18 protein-coding genes and 1 tRNA gene are annotated in these 17714 nt (G+C 37.9%); 15 read left to right on the top strand and 4 right to left on the bottom strand.

Annotation, left to right across the window (positions count from 1 at the left end; translation table 11 throughout):
* Window positions 1–619: 619 nt before the first annotated feature.
* From B9J78_05460 to B9J78_05445, 4 genes are all read right to left on the bottom strand, one after another.
* A tRNA-Ala gene (locus B9J78_05460) sits at window positions 620–696 on the bottom strand.
* Between the two features lie 130 nt (window positions 697–826).
* Window positions 827–1864 carry a peptide chain release factor 2 gene (locus B9J78_05455; protein MBA2124364.1) on the bottom strand — a complete coding sequence of 346 codons (1038 nt, stop codon included), beginning with the start codon at window positions 1862–1864 and terminating at the stop codon, window positions 827–829.
* A 139-nt stretch (window positions 1865–2003) separates the two neighbouring features.
* Window positions 2004–2639: a hypothetical protein gene (locus B9J78_05450; GenBank protein ID MBA2124363.1), complete on the bottom strand. Its 636-nt coding sequence runs from the start codon at window positions 2637–2639 to the stop codon at window positions 2004–2006.
* A complete protein-coding gene (locus B9J78_05445) occupies window positions 2636–3217 on the bottom strand; it encodes an orotate phosphoribosyltransferase (GenBank protein ID MBA2124362.1) in 582 nt (193 codons plus the stop codon). The genes B9J78_05450 and B9J78_05445 overlap by 4 nt, the downstream gene beginning before the upstream one ends.
* Window positions 3218–3277: 60 nt before the next feature.
* Here B9J78_05445 and B9J78_05440 point away from each other — a divergent pair, with 60 nt between their 5' ends.
* The 15 genes from B9J78_05440 to B9J78_05370 all read left to right on the top strand — a co-directional run bounded on the left by B9J78_05440 (window position 3278) and on the right by B9J78_05370 (window position 17695).
* Window positions 3278–3922 carry an endonuclease III gene (locus B9J78_05440; protein MBA2124361.1) on the top strand — a complete coding sequence of 215 codons (645 nt, stop codon included), beginning with the start codon at window positions 3278–3280 and terminating at the stop codon, window positions 3920–3922.
* The gene (locus tag B9J78_05435) at window positions 3919–4143 is read left to right on the top strand and encodes a hypothetical protein (protein ID MBA2124360.1); all 225 of its coding nucleotides are present in this window, start codon (window positions 3919–3921) and stop codon (window positions 4141–4143) included. Before B9J78_05440 ends, B9J78_05435 begins: the two co-directional genes overlap by 4 nt.
* Before the next feature lie 195 nt (window positions 4144–4338).
* Window positions 4339–5265 (top strand): hypothetical protein, encoded by a 927-nt coding sequence (locus B9J78_05430; protein ID MBA2124359.1) that lies wholly within the window; start codon window positions 4339–4341, stop codon window positions 5263–5265.
* A 7-nt stretch (window positions 5266–5272) separates the two neighbouring features.
* Window positions 5273–6640 (top strand): phosphoglucosamine mutase, encoded by a 1368-nt coding sequence (locus B9J78_05425; GenBank protein MBA2124358.1) that lies wholly within the window; start codon window positions 5273–5275, stop codon window positions 6638–6640.
* Complete coding sequence (locus B9J78_05420; GenBank protein MBA2124357.1) at window positions 6637–8178, top strand: GMP synthase (glutamine-hydrolyzing); 1542 nt, start codon at window positions 6637–6639, stop codon at window positions 8176–8178. Before B9J78_05425 ends, B9J78_05420 begins: the two co-directional genes overlap by 4 nt.
* Window positions 8179–8397: 219 nt before the next feature.
* Window positions 8398–9675 carry a serine--tRNA ligase gene (locus B9J78_05415; GenBank protein MBA2124356.1) on the top strand — a complete coding sequence of 426 codons (1278 nt, stop codon included), beginning with the start codon at window positions 8398–8400 and terminating at the stop codon, window positions 9673–9675.
* Window positions 9647–10384 (top strand): hypothetical protein, encoded by a 738-nt coding sequence (locus B9J78_05410; GenBank protein MBA2124355.1) that lies wholly within the window; start codon window positions 9647–9649, stop codon window positions 10382–10384. The genes B9J78_05415 and B9J78_05410 overlap by 29 nt, the downstream gene beginning before the upstream one ends.
* Before the next feature lie 12 nt (window positions 10385–10396).
* Window positions 10397–10948, top strand: a complete 552-nt coding sequence (locus B9J78_05405) for a hypothetical protein (protein MBA2124354.1) — start codon at window positions 10397–10399, stop codon at window positions 10946–10948.
* Between the two features lie 186 nt (window positions 10949–11134).
* A complete protein-coding gene (locus B9J78_05400; protein ID MBA2124353.1) occupies window positions 11135–11989 on the top strand; it encodes an LPS export ABC transporter periplasmic protein LptC in 855 nt (284 codons plus the stop codon).
* Window positions 11990–12233: 244 nt separating this feature from the next.
* Window positions 12234–12956, top strand: a complete 723-nt coding sequence (locus B9J78_05395; protein ID MBA2124352.1) for an LPS export ABC transporter ATP-binding protein — start codon at window positions 12234–12236, stop codon at window positions 12954–12956.
* A 73-nt stretch (window positions 12957–13029) separates the two neighbouring features.
* On the top strand, window positions 13030–13563 hold the full coding sequence (locus B9J78_05390; protein ID MBA2124351.1) for a ribosomal subunit interface protein: 534 nt from the start codon (window positions 13030–13032) through the stop codon (window positions 13561–13563).
* 40 nt (window positions 13564–13603) lie between these two features.
* Window positions 13604–14071 carry a hypothetical protein gene (locus B9J78_05385; protein ID MBA2124350.1) on the top strand — a complete coding sequence of 156 codons (468 nt, stop codon included), beginning with the start codon at window positions 13604–13606 and terminating at the stop codon, window positions 14069–14071.
* Window positions 14068–15345 carry a hypothetical protein gene (locus B9J78_05380; GenBank protein ID MBA2124349.1) on the top strand — a complete coding sequence of 426 codons (1278 nt, stop codon included), beginning with the start codon at window positions 14068–14070 and terminating at the stop codon, window positions 15343–15345. Before B9J78_05385 ends, B9J78_05380 begins: the two co-directional genes overlap by 4 nt.
* Window positions 15342–17420, top strand: a complete 2079-nt coding sequence (locus tag B9J78_05375; GenBank protein ID MBA2124348.1) for a hypothetical protein — start codon at window positions 15342–15344, stop codon at window positions 17418–17420. The genes B9J78_05380 and B9J78_05375 overlap by 4 nt, the downstream gene beginning before the upstream one ends.
* Entirely contained in the window at window positions 17417–17695 is a 279-nt protein-coding gene (locus tag B9J78_05370; protein MBA2124347.1) for a hypothetical protein, read from the top strand. The genes B9J78_05375 and B9J78_05370 overlap by 4 nt, the downstream gene beginning before the upstream one ends.
* The last annotated feature ends 19 nt before the right edge of the window (window positions 17696–17714 follow it).

Raw genomic sequence — 17714 nt, 5'->3', positions numbered from 1 at the left:
GTAATCACAATCGAAAACCCCCACACCAAAATTATTTTCATAATGTAAAGAGATTTTTAGGGAGTTTAATTTCAAATGCCCGCGCACCCCAGTAGTACAGCAAATCTGACTACGGGGCAGGCGGGAGGGATGGGGCAAGGGCATTTACCTTTTTTCTTTTCTAAAAATCGGCGGCTCGCCCGCGAAGCGGGCAAATGCGGGCGGGCAAAAAGGAAGGGGGTCTGAGTGTCATCCCCACCAGGAATTTTTGCCTGTGAGTCGTTGGCAAAATTGCGAAACAATTTTGCGTCAGTCGGCGTCTGGATTTTACTCAAAGAAAATTCTGACATCGTCCGCTGTTTTTCTGCATTTCACTCAATATCTTTTATCTTTTTTTCCTACCTACTACCTACTATCTCCTATTTTCTTGGTGGAGCTGAGGGGATTCGAACCCACTGACCCGCTTACGCTTCACAGGGGTTTCACCCCTTTGAATTACCCCTTGAACAATGGGGAAAGCCTTCTTTCCCCGAACCCCTTTCTGTGTCAGGGGGATACTCCAATACAATCTATTTTCTGCATTTCACTCAATATCTTTTATCTTTTTTTCCTACCTACTACCTACTATCTCCTATTTTCTTGGTGGAGCTGAGGGGATTCGAACCCCTGACCCACAGACTGCCAGCCTGTTGCTCTCCCTCACTGAGCTACAGCCCCTTTTTTAAGGCAACAGAATACAGACAACTGGTAACCGGTAACTGGAAAACCAGTCTCCGGAGCACCAGAGCACCAGTTGCCTGTCACCATTTTTTCCAGTACCTCCTACCTACTATTTACTACATACTTACTATCTTCTATCTACTATCTTTTTCAGGTAGCCTTCAATAAAAATATCTATATCTCCGTCAAGGACAGATTGTGTGTTGCCCACCTCAATATCTGTTCTATGGTCTTTTACTAATGTATATGGTTGAAGTATGTAAGAACGAATCTGGCTTCCCCATTCTATTTTTTGTTTTACGCCGTGAAGTTTTATCATCTTTTCTTCTTTCTTTTTTCTCTCTATTTCGTAAATTCTTGCCTTTAAAACTTTCATTGCACTTGCCTTGTTTTTTAATTGGGAACGTTCATTTTGGCATTGCACTATAATATTGGTTGGTATATGTGTGATACGAACAGCAGAGTCTGTTGTATTTACTCCCTGACCGCCGGGGCCGCTTGCCCTGTAGACATCTATTTTTAAGTCCGCTTCTTTTATTTCAACAGGGACATCATCTTCTATCTGAGGGATAACATCCACAGAGGCAAACGATGTGTGCCTTCTTTTATTTGAATCAAAAGGAGATATGCGAACAAGTCTATGGACACCGTTTTCGGATCTTAAATTCCCATATGCATATTCACCTGTTATAAGTATGGTTGCACTTTTTATGCCCGCTGATTCTCCTGTAAGATAGTCAAGAATCTGAGATTTGTATTGTTTGTTCTCAGCCCATCTTTTATACATACGCAATAGCATTGATACCCAATCACAGGACTCTGTTCCTCCGGCCCCTGAATGTATTGTAAGAAAGGCGTTTGAGTGGTCGTGTTCTGCGGTGAAAAGTGAGATTGTTTCAATCTTTTTTATTTTTTCTGAAATACTTTGTAGTTCTTTTCGGATCTGTTCTATTTCAGAAGTTTCGTTTTTTTCAACAATTTCAGAAAATTCTAATATATCAGAAGCCTGTTTTTGGACCTCATCCCAGGGTTGAACCTGTGTTTTTAGTATTTTTAATTCCTGGATGATTTTTGTTGCTGCCTGGCTGTCTTTCCAGAAATCCTGTTTTAAGATCTGTTCTTCTATACTTAATATGCGAGCCTGTTTAGACTCTAAGTCAAAGATACCTCCGGGCTTCTTTTATCTGTTCTAAAATTTTTTTTGCCTCTTTTGTTAATTCATCCATTTTACCTCCTCTTTTTAATTATGTAGTTTTTGTTGAAAAAGTATGGAAACTATTTATTGATGGGTTTTTCAGTAAGAACTATGTGATATATTGTAATACACAAGAGATATTCTGATGTATATATTCTGCTTTGCTTTTTTTAAGTGTTTCAAAATCATTTGAACCCGTAAGCACAGCAATTGTTTTTATACCTGCATTTTTGCCTGTCTCTATATCAATTGTCATATCACCAACATAAAGTGTGTCTTCCTTCGGGACATTGAAATATTTTATGATTTGAAGTAAGAGTTCAGGGGCTGGCTTGTGATTTTGAACATCATCCCCGCATAGCACAAGGTCAATATGCTTGTGTATGGGGAACATTTTAACCAATTTTCTTGAAAAATTTCCTGTTTTATTGCTTGCAACCGCTATTTTTACGCCCAGTTCTTTTAATCTTTTCAATGTTTCTTCCACAAAGGGAAGAACCTTTGTATGTGTGCCAAGTATTTTTGAATATTTTTCCCTGTATATCAAAACAGCATCTTTTATCATTCCCTCGGGGATAAATTTAGAAAGCATATTTTCTAATCCGAGTCCAACATCTTTTTTAACCGCATCAAGTGTCTGTTCAGGTATCTTAATCTTTAATAATGTATAGTTTAGTGCTTTTTGTATTGTTTCGTAATCATCTACAAGTGTCCCATCCAAATCAAATATAACAAGTCTTATCATTTTCTGCTTCCAGGTTTTGTCAGGGGTATGTTTTTTTTACAAAGAGGGCATTCTTCTTGTTTATACACACGGACATTTATTGTAAGAAGTTTAACAAACTTTACACCCAGAGAGTGCCCGAAGTTAGCCACACTTGCACTTCTATCAACTATTGAACCAACACCCGCAATATATGCTTTTTTTTCTTTTATAAGTTCCAATATCTTAAGTACCGAACCACCCGTTGTTATCACATCTTCTACAACAAGGACCCTGTCCAAGGGATTTATTTCAAATCCTCTTCTTAATGTCATCCTGCCGTTTTCTTTTTCTGTAAATATAGACCTGCATTTTATTGCGCGTGCAATTTCATATGCAACTAATATCCCTCCTATTGCAGGCCCTGCTACTACGGTTATGCCGTCGCTTTTAAAATTATCTGCAATTTCTTTACAAAGGATTTCAGAAACATCAGGATACTGCAACAATATCGCACACTGAAGATAGTTTGGACTGTGAAGTCCGCTTGAAAGACTAAAATGTCCTTCTAATAAGGCATTATATTTTTTAAATATATTCAGAACAGTTTCTTTATTCATATCTGTTATTTTATCAGATTTACAGGCTCAAGGCAAGTTTTTGACTTAATTGATATTTCAATATATAATAAACTTGTGGAAAAAGTGGGTGAGATTATAAAAAGACTTGAGAAAGTATATCCCGGCGCAACAACTGCACTTAAGTATTCTAATCCATTTGAGCTTCTTGTAGCAACAATTCTTTCTGCGCAGTGCACGGATGTAAGGGTAAATGATGTTGCAAAGGTGCTTTTTGAAAAATATAGAACAGTTGAAGATTATGCAAATGCAGATATAAAAGAATTTGAAAAAATTATATATTCAACAGGATTTTATAAGAACAAGGCTAAAAATATTATATCTGCTGCAAAAATGGTAAGGGATAAATTTAAAGGGAAAATACCTGATAATATGGAAGAACTTTTACTGTTGCCGGGCGTTGCAAGAAAAACAGCCAATGTTGTTTTGGGGCAGGCTTTTGGAAAAAGCCAGGGTATTATTGTAGATACACATGTGAAAAGAGTTTGTTACAGGTTGGGCTTGACCAATAATAAAGACCCTGAAAAAATAGAAAAAGATTTAATGAATATTGTTCCTAAAGAGAAATGGATAAAGATTTCATATCTAATTATAAACTTAGGAAGAAATGTTTGCGCAGCAAAAAATCCTCAACATAACAAATGTGTTCTGGATGATATGTGTATTAAAAAAGGAGAGAAAATATGAGGGAAAAGGTTGAAGAAGCACTAAAAGAGGTTCGTGAGAATCTTAAAAAAGATGGCGGGGATGTGGAACTTGTAGAGGTTACTCCAGAAGGGGTTGTTAAGGTAAGGCTAAAAGGTGCCTGCGGCTCCTGTCCTATGGCTCATATTACACTTCAAACGAGAATAGAGAAGGTGCTAAAAGAAAAAATTCCTCAAGTAAAGTCTGTTCAGGCAGTACCGTAAAACAGGTGACGGATAAAGGCCGTTATTCGTATACCGTATCCCATCAAAAATATAAAATACGGAATACGGACAACGAAATACGGACTACGGATGACGGAATACGGGTGACTGGTGACGAGGAAAACAGAACAACAAAAACTTTTTTCCCTGTCACCTCGTCGCCTGTATCCTGTTGCCTTTTAAAAAGGGGATGGCATATTGAAACAAAAAACTGATGTGGTAATAATAGGCGCCGGTCCGTCAGGACTTACAGCAGGACTTTATTGCGGAAGGTGGGGAGCAAATGTTCTTATATTAGAAAGACAGTTTCACGGTGGGCAGATTGGCAAGGCATATAGAATAGAAAATTATCCCGGTTTTCCTGAAGGTATAACAGGTTTTGAACTTGCAGAAAAGATGTTTGAGTCTGCAAAAAAGGCCGGTTGTGATATAAGATATGAAGAGGCACAAGAAATAACACAAGGCGAAGAATATGGTGTATGTACACAGGACGGCATTTATGAAACAAAAGCAATTGTTATTGCAACAGGTCTTAAACCTAAACTATTGAATGTCCCTGGAGAAGAGCGGTTTGCAGGCAGAGGGGTTTCTTATTGCGCAACCTGTGATGGCCCTTTTTTTAAGGGAAAAGATGTTGTAGTTATAGGCGGAGGTAATCGGGCACTTACAGATGCATCATATCTTTCCAGTATCAATTGCAGGGTTATGCTTATTCATAGAAGAGAACAATACCGTGCCAGTCCTGATGTTATAAAACAGTTTGAATTGTCCGGTGTAAAAACATTTCTTGGATATATTATTGAACAAATAACAGGTGAACAGAATGTTGAAGAGATTGTTATAAAATCTGCTCATGCGGGCAAGATAATGAGACTGAAAACAGATGCAGTTTTTATACACATAGGCACCGAACCACAGACGAAAAAGTTTTCCTTTCTAAAATTAGATGAAGATGGATATATTATTACAGATAAAAATTTTCAAACCTCTGCCGAAGGTATTTTTGCCTGCGGGGATGTTCGTTCTGGGAGTTTTAAACAGGCAATATCTGCCTGCGGAGAAGGTGCAGAGGCGGGGTGGAATGCTGTATCATATTATAAGGGCCAAAAAATAAAAGAATAACCGATATATGAAAAACATACCCATAATATTTAATACCGATGGATTAAGAGCAGAATATAACAAGTGGCCATTGGATAAACACACAGTGAAAAACATCGGTTTTTTCCTTTCAAGGCTGCTTGATGCAAAAAGTATTGTCTTATGCAGGGATGGAAGATGTTCAGGTCAGTCTATTTTTTCTGATCTGTGTTCAGGTATGACAAAATATGGAACAACAGTTTTAGATGCGGGTCTGCTTCCAACTCCTGCTATGTCTGTGCTTGTTAAAAAGATGAAAGCCGATGCGGGTATAAGTATCTCTGCCTCACATAATCCGTCTGAATACAACGGAATAAAAATATTCAGTTCAGATGGTATAAAGATTGCGTCTAAATATGAAAGAGAAATTGAAAGGCTTTTATTTGAAGATAGAACAGATATAACAACCAGTCCTGTTATTGAGGATGCAGGAAAGATGTGTGAAGATATTTATCTTGATTATTTAGCAGGGGTTGCCCGCTTGCCCAACGGTGGAGTCTCCGATGGTTTGAATGTCCAAGACTTAAAAATATCTGTTGATTGTGCCAATGGTGCTGCTTCTTATATTATAGAAAAATTTTTAAAACAGATAGATGCAAGTGTTATGGTGTATTCAAATGCACCCGACGGCGTAAATATAAATAAAGGGTGCGGTTCAACCTGTCCTGAAAATATATGTAATATTGTGCGAACCGATAAGGCAGATATAGGTGTTGCATTAGACGGCGATGCTGACAGGGCAATTTTTTGTGATGCAAAAGGAAATATTGTGGATGGAGATTTTGTTCTTGCAATGCTTGGGCTTGATATGTTAAAAGAAGGGATTTTATCCTGTAACACTGTTGTTGGAACTGTTATGAGTAATCTTGGATTAGAGATTGCATTAAAGGAAAACGGGGCAAGGCTGATAAGAACGGCTGTCGGGGATAAAAATGTTCTTGATGAGATGTTAAAAGGAAATTATGTTATAGGGGGCGAACAGTCCGGGCACATTATATTTTTAAGGTGCTCAACAGCAGGTGATGGGATTGTTACACTAATACAGGTTCTTAAATTTATGAATAAAACAGGAAAAACATTAGAGGATCTTTCCTCCTGTATGAAAAAATTTCCTCAGATTTTGTTAAATGCACCCGTCAAGAATAAGGTCCCGTTGGATAAGATTGAATTGTATAAGAAAGCGTTAGAAGATGCAAACAGAAGGTTGGGTAAATATGGAAGGATTGTCGTAAGATATTCGGGGACAGAACCTTTGGTAAGGGTTATGGTTGAGGGTGATTCCGATGCGAAGGTAAAAAACGTTGCTCAAAGTCTACTTGATGCCGTTTTGGACGGATTAAATCTAAAAAAAATATGAAAAAAGAACTGATATGGATTATAGATTTTGGCTCACAGTATGTTCAACTTATTGCAAGAAGGGTTCGTGCAGAACATGTATATTGTGAAGTGGTCCCTCATATAGTAAAGATTAAAGATATAAAACAGGCAGGCGTGTCCGGGATTATACTTTCGGGCGGACCTGCAAGTGTTTATGAAAAAAATGCTCCTATGTGTGGTAGGGAGTTATTTGAAATTGGGATTCCTGTTCTTGGTATATGTTATGGTATGCAGGTTATGGCACATCTTTTGGGCGGTCTTGTCCACAAAGCAAAAACAAGGGAATATGGTTATGCGGAATTAGAGATTATGAGCAAAAATGATTTTTTTGTTTCTATTCCAAAAAAAAGTCCTGTTTGGACAAGTCATTGTGATTTTGTGTCAAAGATTCCTCCGGGCTTTGTGGTGTTAGCAACAACCAACAGTACTAAATTTGCAGCAATGGCGAATATAAAAAGAGAACTTTTCGCAGTTCAGTTTCATCCTGAGGTTGTCCACACTGCTTTTGGAACAAGGATGATAGCAAATTTTCTTAAAAGGGTTTGTAAGTGCAAAGGTTTATGGACTATGCGTTCTTTTATAGATGAGTCTGTGAAAAGGATAAAAAGTCAGGCAGGACAGGGGAAGGTTGTCCTTGGCTTAAGCGGTGGAGTGGATTCGTCTGTTGCTGCTGTTCTTATACACCAGGCCATAGGCAACCAACTTAAGTGTATATTTGTTGACAATGGACTTCTCAGGCAGGGTGAGGCTGAAAGAGTGAAAGAAACATTTGGAAGGCATTTTCATATAGACCTTGTGTCTGTTGATGCAAGAAAGAGGTTTCTTAAAAAATTAGAGGGTGTAGCAGACCCTGAAAAAAAAAGAAAGATAATAGGAGCAGAGTTTATAAAAGTGTTTGAGTCTGCGGCAAAAAAAATAAAGTCTGTCCAATTTCTTGCACAGGGAACTCTCTATCCCGATGTCATTGAATCCCGCTCTGTATATGGAGGACCCTCAAGCATAATAAAGAGTCATCACAATGTAGGGGGGCTTCCCAAAAAAATGAAACTAAAACTTATAGAGCCGTTAAGGTTTCTTTTTAAGGATGAGGTTCGTCAGGTTGGGCGAGAATTAAATATATCAGAAGAAATAATATTCAGGCATCCGTTCCCTGGCCCTGGATTTTCTGTTCGTATAATAGGAAGTATTACGGAAGAAAGATTAAGGATTCTTCGTCAGGCAGATGCTGTTGTTGAAGAAGAAATAAGGCTTGCCGGTCTGTACAGATGGTTATGGCAGGCATTTGCTGTTCTTCTTCCTGTAAAAAGTGTTGGAATAATGGGGGACAAAAGAACATACCAGAATGCGGTTGTTATCCGTGCGGTTACCAGCCAGGATGGGATGACAGCAGATTGGGCAAGAATTCCCAGCAAGACGCTTACAAAGATATCAAACAGGATAATAAATGAGATTCAGGGTATAAACAGGGTTGTTTTTGATATAAGTTCAAAACCTCCTTCAACAATTGAGTGGGAATAAGGTGATAAGATTTCAGTTGTAGCATTTTCTGATAAGTAGCGGTGTATATTATTTTAAAAAAACATTAAATATCAAGTCTCCGTTCCTCAGTTTCCATGAGGGCAAATGCTAAAAATAGTGGGCTGCAAGTAGTAAAAAACTGCTAACTGCCTGCTTTAATTTTTTAAATTTTCTATATACTACACCTGAAAAAAAACTGAAAAATAAAAGGAATAAAAAATGTTAGACATCAAATATATCAGAGAAAACATTGAAAAGGTAGAGTGGGTAATAAGAGCACGTTCTGGTTATGCAGTAGATATTGATAAACTTATTTGTTTAGATGAGGAAAGAAGACGGCTTCTAATAGAGGCTGACGCTTTAAAGCATAAAAAGAATACTGCAAGCGAGGAAATTGCACTACTAAAAAAACAGGGGAAGGATACGCATCTGATAATAGAGGAAATGCGTTTTGTTTCAAATAAGATACAACAGATTGATTGTGTCATAAAAGAAAAAGAGGAACAGATTAACAAGATACTTTGGATAATTCCCAATATTTTGCATAATAGTGTTCCGGTTGGTCCTGCTTCTGAAAATAGAATTATACGGCAATGGGGAAAATTCAGGAAATTTAACTTTCAGCCTAAAAATCATATGCAGATAGCAGAAGAACTTGATATACTTGATATGCAGAGGGCGGCAAAAATTACAGGTCATGCGTTTCCACTGTTCAAAGGCGATGGTTCAAAACTTGTAAGAGCACTTATAGGTTTTATGCTTGATACACATACAAAGGAGCATAATTTTAAGGAGGTTTGGCCGCCGCTTCTTGTCAACAGGGCCTCAATGACAGCTACTGGTCAACTTCCAAAATTAGAAGAAGATATGTACAGGCTTAAAGATGATGACCTTTTTCTTATTCCCACAGCAGAGGTTCCACTTACAAATATATATTCAAATGAGGCTATACCCGAGGAAAACCTTCCCCTTTATATAACCGCATATACGCCCTGTTTCAGGAGAGAGGCCGGAACATATGGTAGAGAAACAAAGGGCTTAACAAGGGTTCACCAGTTTGATAAGGTTGAACTTGTGAAGATTGTAAAACCCGAAAACTCATATGATGAACTGGAAACGCTTTTGGGATGTGCAGAAAAGATACTTCAGATGTTAAATATTCCCTACAGGGTTATGTTGTTATCAGCACAGGGGACAAGTTTTGCCGCAAGCAAGTGTTATGATATAGAAGGCTGGGCCCATGTTGCAAATACATATCTAGAGGTTTCTTCCTGTTCAAACTTTGAGGATTTTCAAGCCCGAAGGGCAAATATAAGGTATAAAAATCGTACCACAGGCAAAAGCGGGCTGGTTCATACACTGAACGGTTCCGGTGTTGCTCTTGCAAGAACAATTATCTGCATACTTGAAAATTATCAGCAAAAAAATGGGAGTGTGCAAGTTCCGAATGCTTTGATAAAATACATGGATGGGCAGGATGTCATCAGAAAAAAATAAAAAAGAACCACCAAAAAAACATTCTAAAACAAAAGGTTCGTTTTTTAGCGGGATTATAAAATTTATTATTACAATTTTTCTTATCCCCCTTGTAGTGGCATCAACTCTTTCTTTTTACGATTATATAAGGGATGTCCAAATATCAGGAGATGAACCGTTCTTTTTCCTTTTAGGGTGTCTTGCATATCTTATCTTTCATACCATTATCTATAAACCGACATTTTTGTATGTATTTACACACGAGGTGCTTCATGCAATACCCACCTGGCTTACAGGGGGAAGGGTTAAAAGGTTTAGAATCCTGCCAAAAGGAGGCTCTGTTGAAACCACGAAGTCTAACATCCTGATACTGCTTTTCCCGTATATAATTCCGATTCTTACACTTATTTTTGTACTTGCCTATTATGTTGCTGGAATATTCTGGAAAGAAATTTCTGATCATTTTAATTTTTTTATTTTTGCAATAGGCGCCTCACTTACATTTCATATTGTTAATACATCCGAGGCATTGAAAATAGAACAGCCTGATATTGAACAGGTGGGTTATTTACTTTCAATGCAGATTATATATATTTTTAATCTTTTGCTCATCTCCTGCATATTTAGTCTTATATCCCCTGAATTTTTATTCCTGGATTTTTTAAAGAATTTGTTTGAAAAAGTAAAAGAGATTTACATCTTTTTATATACAAGGCTGTTTTTTGTTTGAATAGGAGGGACAATGGACATTATAACAGAACGGGCTTCAAAAATAAGGCTTCTGATAACAGATGTGGACGGTGTTCTTACAGATGGCAGGATTGTATATGATAATTTCGGAGATGAATTAAAGAATTTTAGCGCACAGGATGGGTTTGGTCTTCTTCTTTTGAAAAAGGCAAATATACCTGTTATCTGGTTCAGTGTAAGGAAAAGTAGAGCAGTTTCAAGGAGAGCAAATGAACTTGCCTGTGTAAAGGTATATAATGTAAAAAAAGATAAAAATTGCTATTTTGATAAAGTGATCAGGAAATGGAAGGTATCAGAACAAGAGATTGCATATATCGGAGATGATATGGATGATATAGGTCCTATCAGGAGGGCCGGTTTATCTGTAAGTGTTAACAGCGCGCAGGAAGAATTAAAAAAACTATCTCATATTGTTACAACATCAAGGGGCGGACAGGGTGCTGTTAGAGAAGTATGTAATATTATTTTAAAGGCACAGAATAAATTTGATCAGACAATGTGGTCACAGATTATATCCAGAAGATGGTTTGGCGTAGGGACATAAATATAGTAGGTAGCAGGTAGGAGTCAAGGGGACAGGTGATGAGGCGATGGATAAAAGCCGTCGTTCGTATATCGTATTTTGTATACTGTAAAAAAACGGACGACGGAATACGGCCTACAGAATACGACCTTCGATGAACAGAGAACGGTCCACAGTAAATGTTAACATAGAGAAATTGAGGAATATATGTACAGAAAAATTATGATTTTTATATTTATTACTACGGTTTGTTCTGGTTGTAAAGTTCAGGAAAAGAAGGTACAAGAAAATGTTCTACCTCCTGTTGAACAGCAGGTTTCAGGATTTCGTGTTTCACACAGATCTGGCAGGGGACAGCAGGGTGTCAGATGGGAACTGGAGGGAAGTTCTGCAAAGTTTATTGCGGGCAATATTGTACTTCTTGATACTATCATTGCAACTGCGTATAGTGAAGAAGGTTTTGTAAAGGTTGTTGCTGATGAGGGAAAAATTGACAGGAATACAAATAATCTTGAATTAAGAAAAAATGTGAAAGCACATACATCCGACGGTGTGAATCTGTATACAGACTCTTTAAACTGGATAGAAGAAAGTAAAACTATAACAACAAAAGATGTTGTATCTGTTGAAAAGGAAAACATTAAGGCAATTGGAAAAGGAGCAATTGCTGAGGTGAGCCTAAAACAGGTACAGTTAAAAGAAGATGTCAAACTTGAAGTAAAATCAGGCGCCCAAGAAGAACAGGGACAGCCTGCACTTCAACCTACCATTATCACCTGCACAGGACCTCTTGATGTGGATTTTCAAAAGTCCATAGCCGTATTTAATGAAAATGTGCATGTGATAGATCACAGAGGAGAGCTTTTTGCTGACACTGTTGAAGTATTTTTTGACCCACAGAATAGGAAAATATTGAAGATAATTGCAAAAGGCAATGTGAGGTTAAAAGAAGGTGAAAATGAACTTTTTGGCGATAAGGGTATTTATGATACAGATACAGGTAAGATTACAATTACAGGTGAAAAACAAAGACCAAAACTAATATTTTATCCAGGGGAATAATTCAGGTCAGCAGAGGATCTGCTACACTGATCAATCGTAGAACATAGCTGACAGGAGACCGGTGACAGGTGACTGGTAGCTGATGACGAATGCCAAATGTTAAAATCTAAATGACAAAAAGTATGACCTGTTGATATCTATTTGATATTTGAACTTTGGAATTTGTCATTTATTTGTCATTTGACATTTGTTATTTGACATTTATTTGTAATTCGCATCTTGGTGTTTGAAATTTTTACAACATATGAGTTTGCTTGAAATTAAAAATCTAATTAAGCAATATAGCGGAAGAAAGGTTGTCAACGGAGTTTCTATAAGCGTGGACAGGGGAGAGATTGTAGGACTTTTAGGACCAAATGGTGCAGGCAAAACAACAATATTTTATATCACGGTCGGAAGTGTCAAAGGGGACTCAGGCAGTGTTATATTTAATAAGGAGGATATAACAAGTTTCTCTGTTTCTCATAGGGCAAGGATTGGACTTGGGTATCTTTCTCAGGAACCATCTATATTTCAGAGACTTACAGTTGAAGAAAATATTATGGCAATACTTGAAACACTTAATATTTCTTTAAAAGAGAGGAAAAAAAAGATGGGGATACTTCTTGAACAATTAAAGATATCTCATCTTGCAAAAAATAAAGCATATACACTTTCAGGAGGAGAAAGAAGAAGGCTTGAGATTACAAGGGCATTATGTCTACAACCATTATGTCTTCTTTTGGATGAACCTTTTAGCGGGGTTGATCCCATTGCGGTTTTTGATGTCCAGCAGATTATAAAACAATTAAAAAACAAAGGGCTTGGCATATTATTGACAGACCATAGTGTAAGAGAAACGCTTACAATCACCGACAGGGCATATATAATTAACAGAGGGGAGATACTTGTTTCAGGAACAGCCGAGGCGCTTATTAACGACACGAAGGCAAGGCAGATTTATTTAGGAGAGCAGTTTAGAATGTGAAAAAAGATGACAGGCGACTGGTGCTCTGGTGCTCTGGTGCTCTGGTGCCATGACATTATAGGGAGGGAGAAAATTGAATGTAAATATTACAGGAAGGCATTTTGTTGTTTCAGATGGCTTACGGCAACATATACAGGCTCGTGTGGAGAAGCTGGAACACCATTTTAACAGAATTGTTGAAGCACATGTGATTCTTTCAGTAGAAAAGTTCAGAACAACAGCTGAGGTTATATTAAGTGGCAGGCATCTTCATATTGTGTGCAAAGAGACCACAGGCCAGATGTATTCATCTATTGATAAGGTGATGCACATAATAGAAAAACGGCTTACAAGATTTAGGGATAAGGTAAGAGAACATAAAGCAAGAAGGTACTCAAAATCAACACAAAAAGGACAAAGACTGTTGAACAAGATAGTGGGCACAGGTCTTCTTATAGAAAAACAATTACCACCGTCAAATCTTATGACCATCAGCGATGCAATAATTCAAATGGAAACAGAGGCCAAAGATATACTTGCGTTTAAAAACAAAGAGGATGGGAAGATTCATATTGTCCATAAAAGAGATGATGGAACATATGGAATGTACGAAGGAAGCGTAAATTAGATATGGTAGTTAATGGAATTTATCTTGAAAGGGGAGGAATATGAGAATTATGGAATTTTTGAATACAAAAGCAATCAATCTTGATTTAAGGTCAAAAGACAAGGAGGGTGTTATAAAGGAACTTGTAGAACTTCTTGTCCGGTCGGGTGATGTTAAGCAGAAGATCGAAGACAAAATTATAAAAATACTTTTAGACAGAGAAGCACTTGGCTCAACAGGTATTGGACAGGGAGTTGCAATCCCACATGGAAAATCTGATTGTGTGGACAGGCTAACCTGTGTCCTCGGAGTCTCTAAAAAAGGTGTGGATTTTGATTCTTTAGATGGCGAACCTTCTTATATCTTTTTTCTTCTTGTCACACCCGAAGAAACACCTGGACCACATCTAAAGGCACTGGCAAGAATATCCCGTTTATTGAAAGATAAATTTATAAGAGATTCTTTACGCAATGCAAAAGATGTTCAGGAAATAATAAAACTTATTCAACAGGAAGATGATAGAAAGTGAAATTACCAAAGTTGTTATATCCCGGTTTAAAGATAAAGCGATGGGGATTTTTATGCCTTGCTGGAATACTTATTGTTATTGCAGGTTCCTGGGCATACTGGTGGGATTTTCTTTTTAAATTTACACCGGGTTGGCAGATTAGAATTCCTATAATTATTTTAGGTTCTTTGATAATAGCGTTTGGTGTAAGGGAGATGGTTCGTTCGGTTGCAGGTGTGTTTATACCCCAGAGAGAAAAGGAACTTTTTGATATTATTTATACAAAAAGACATTTAAGTAAAGGACCGAGGATTGTTGCAATAGGTGGCGGAACCGGACTTCCTGTCTTGCTTTCGGGGTTAAAAGAATATACATCAAACATTACTGCTGTTGTTACAGTTTCGGATGACGGGGGAAGCTCTGGAAGATTGAGAAAAGAATATGGGATTCTTCCTCCCGGAGATATAAGAAATTGTCTTGTTGCCCTTGCAGATACAGAGTCTCTTATGCAAGATCTTTTCCAATTTAGGTTTGAAAAAGGTTCACAATTGGGTGAACATAGTTTTGGGAATATATTTATTACTGCTATGACAAAGATAACAGGTGATTTTGGAGCTGCAATAAAAGAATCAAGTAAAGTACTTGCAGTAAGGGGCAGGGTAATACCGTCAACGCTTGACAGGGCTACACTTGTTGCACACCATATTGACGGAAGTAAAACAGTGGGAGAAGATAATCTTACCGAAAACTCTATTCCGATAAAAGAGGTACAAATTTTACCCTCCGACTGCCAGCCAGCACCTGATGTTCTGGAAGCATTATTACAGGCAGATGCGATAGTGTTTGGTCCGGGTAGTCTATACAGCAGTATCTTACCCAATCTTCTTATAAATTCTATTGTTGATACAATCTGTCAATCATTGGCTTTAAAGATATATGTATGTAATGTTATGACTGAATACAGAGAAACTGCACATTATACCGCATCAGAGCATATAAAGGCAATCATTAAGCATACAAATCCTGATATTATCCAAACAGTTATAGTAAATACGGCACACATTCCGAATATAATATTAGAAAGATATAAGAGCGAGAGGGCAGAAATGGTTATCCCCGATATAGAAAACATAAGAAAGATGGGATACAGGGTTATAGAAGAAGAGGTTATAAATATATCACCGTATTCTGATATACCGTCCCTCGGCAGCATTCGCCATAATCCGGATAAGATTGCACGGATTATAATAAGTCTTATCAAAAAAGATAAAAAATTAAAAGGATCTTATATATGAGAGAAACATATTTTATATTAGGATTTCACTGTCATCAACCAACCGGTAATTTCGGCTGGGTTATAAAAGGGGCCTTTGACAGGGCATACAAACCTCTTATTGATATTATAAAGAGACATCCTTCCGTAAAAGTAGTTTTACATTACAGCGGATGTCTTTTGGATTGGATGGAGGAAAATGAGCCGGATTTTTTAAAAGATATAGGTCTGCTTGTTGATGCAAAACAGATTGAACTAATGGGCGGGGGATATTACGAGCCGATACTGCCTATTATTCCTGAAAAGGACAGGCTCGGGCAGATAAGGATGATGGACAAATGGATAAAAGCCAGGTTTAATGTCGCCCCTAAGGGTTTCTGGCTTGCCGAGAGGGTATGGGAACCTCACTTAACAAATACGCTTCATAATGCGGGCATCGGATACACGGTTGTAGACGATTCGCATTTAAAGATTGTCGGAATAGATCCCGAAAAAAAACCGGGTTATTATATTACGGAAGATGAGGGGAAAATAATTTCGGTATTTCCCGATTCGGAAAAACTTAGATATCTAATCCCGTTTCATCCCGTTGAAGAGGCAATAGAATACATCAGAGAAAGTTCAAAATACGGCAACCTTGTCGTCATAATGGATGACGGTGAGAAGTTCGGTGTTTGGCCCGGGACACACCAGTGGGTGCATCAGAACGGTTGGCTTGAAAAATTTTTCAACGCAATCGAAAAAGAAAACAGCTGGTTAAAGCCTGCGACATTTTCCGAATATCTTGAAGAATTCCCTCCTCAGGGAAGGGTCTACATACCCTGTGCAACATACAACGAGATGCTTAAATGGTCGGGCGGATTTTTTAGGAATTATCTCGTAAAATATGAAGAATCAAACAGGATGCACAAAAGGATGTTATACATAAGCGAAAAAGCAGGTTCCAAAGGTGAGGCGATAAAAAGTTTATATAAGGCACAGTGTAACTGTGCGTACTGGCATGGCATATTCGGGGGGCTTTATCTTTCGCACCTAAGACACGGCATATATGAACAGTTGATAAAGGCGCAATGCGAGATTGATGCCGAAGAACATAAGAGTCAGGATTGGATTGAGGGTTTTAAGTGCGACATAGATAAGGACACAAACGATGAGGTCATACTAAATTCAAAATCCATCTGGCTTCTTATCAAACCTTCTTACGGCGGAAGTATTATTGAACTGGATAATAAGGATAAATGTTTTAATATAGCGAATACGTTGGCAAGATACAAAGAAGACTATCATTCAAAAATACAGGCATTAAAGCAGGATACAATCGGCAAAGAAGACAAAATATCAAGCATACATGAATCGGTGCAGGTAAAAGAACAGGGTCTTGAAAATTATCTTGTGTACGACAATTATCAGCGAGGGATATTCCAGGATCACTTTTTTTATAATACCGCAAAGGCTGAAGATTTTTCGGGCGCCAAGTATAAAGAGGTAGGTGATTTTCTCAAAAACCCTTATAGGGTTCAGTCTATAAATAAAATGAAAAAATCTGTAACGGTCTCGCTTACAAGAGACGGATTGCTAAACCTCGATACATCGAAGGATCCGTCCGCCTTTGGCGTCAAAGACCTCGCCTATATTTTGGGGCGGGAGATCTCGCCTCTGCGAGGCGGACCGTTAGGCAAGTCAGGGACTCCGCCGTTAGGCGAGCAGGTTATTGGCGTATCCATTGATAAAAGCATAACACTATTCCCGCATACAAAAGAGATACGTGCACGGTATTTAATCACAAATAAAGAAACCGCCCGAGGATTATGTTTTGGCACAAGTCTGAACCTTCTGTTAAAAGACCCTGCATTGAACGATATGGGTCAGATGTTGAGCATTGATTCAATAGATATAAAGGATGTGTGGTATAATCAACAGATAAATATATCCGTCCACAGGCGGTGCAGCCTATGGTATTATTCCATACAAACCGTTTCCGGGTCGGAGGCAGGATTTGAAAAGACATATCAGGGGATTTGCATGATGTTTTATTGGGATTTTGAAGTGGAGAAAAACAGCAGGTCTTTATTTGAAATTAAAGTGAAGATTTTATGAAAATACAAAAAAAAATAATCATACAAAATCATCAGGGTCTACATGCAAGGCCTGCAACAATATTTGTTCAGGCTGCAAAGAAATTTAAAAGTAAGATTTTGGTTTCAAATGGCAAAGACGAAGTAGATGGAAAATCTATTATTGGGATCTTGATGCTAGGAGCAGATAGGGGTTCAAAAGTTATTTTGAAGGCTGAAGGAGAAGATGCAGAAGATGCGATCCTTAAGCTTGAGGCTGTACTTATTTCGGATAAAAAAGTAAGTTTACCCCGCTGAAAAGGACGGGGCAAAGGCG

This window comes from bacterium Unc6, assembly GCA_013626165.1.
In the GTDB taxonomy this organism is placed as follows: Bacteria; Omnitrophota; Gorgyraeia; order Velesiimonadales; family Velesiimonadaceae; genus Velesiimonas; species Velesiimonas alkalicola.
Note: the sequence above shows the minus strand (reverse complement) of the source record. Positions and strands in the feature narration are given on the sequence as shown.

Excerpts from the sequence above, each read along its gene's own strand:
- B9J78_05450 (MBA2124363.1), bottom strand. The coding sequence starts at position 2,639 with ATGATAAGACTTGTTATATTTGATTTGGATGGGACACTTGTAGATGAT.
- B9J78_05445 (MBA2124362.1), bottom strand. The coding sequence starts at position 3,217 with ATGAATAAAGAAACTGTTCTGAATATATTTAAAAAATATAATGCCTTA.
- B9J78_05435 (MBA2124360.1), top strand. The coding sequence starts at position 3,919 with ATGAGGGAAAAGGTTGAAGAAGCACTAAAAGAGGTTCGTGAGAATCTT.
- B9J78_05425 (MBA2124358.1), top strand. The coding sequence starts at position 5,273 with ATGAAAAACATACCCATAATATTTAATACCGATGGATTAAGAGCAGAA.
- B9J78_05420 (MBA2124357.1), top strand. The coding sequence starts at position 6,637 with ATGAAAAAAGAACTGATATGGATTATAGATTTTGGCTCACAGTATGTT.
- B9J78_05415 (MBA2124356.1), top strand. The coding sequence starts at position 8,398 with ATGTTAGACATCAAATATATCAGAGAAAACATTGAAAAGGTAGAGTGG.
- B9J78_05410 (MBA2124355.1), top strand. The coding sequence starts at position 9,647 with ATGGGCAGGATGTCATCAGAAAAAAATAAAAAAGAACCACCAAAAAAA.
- B9J78_05405 (MBA2124354.1), top strand. The coding sequence starts at position 10,397 with ATGGACATTATAACAGAACGGGCTTCAAAAATAAGGCTTCTGATAACA.
- B9J78_05400 (MBA2124353.1), top strand. The coding sequence starts at position 11,135 with ATGTACAGAAAAATTATGATTTTTATATTTATTACTACGGTTTGTTCT.
- B9J78_05395 (MBA2124352.1), top strand. The coding sequence starts at position 12,234 with ATGAGTTTGCTTGAAATTAAAAATCTAATTAAGCAATATAGCGGAAGA.
- B9J78_05385 (MBA2124350.1), top strand. The coding sequence starts at position 13,604 with ATGAGAATTATGGAATTTTTGAATACAAAAGCAATCAATCTTGATTTA.
- B9J78_05375 (MBA2124348.1), top strand. The coding sequence starts at position 15,342 with ATGAGAGAAACATATTTTATATTAGGATTTCACTGTCATCAACCAACC.
- B9J78_05370 (MBA2124347.1), top strand. The coding sequence starts at position 17,417 with ATGAAAATACAAAAAAAAATAATCATACAAAATCATCAGGGTCTACAT.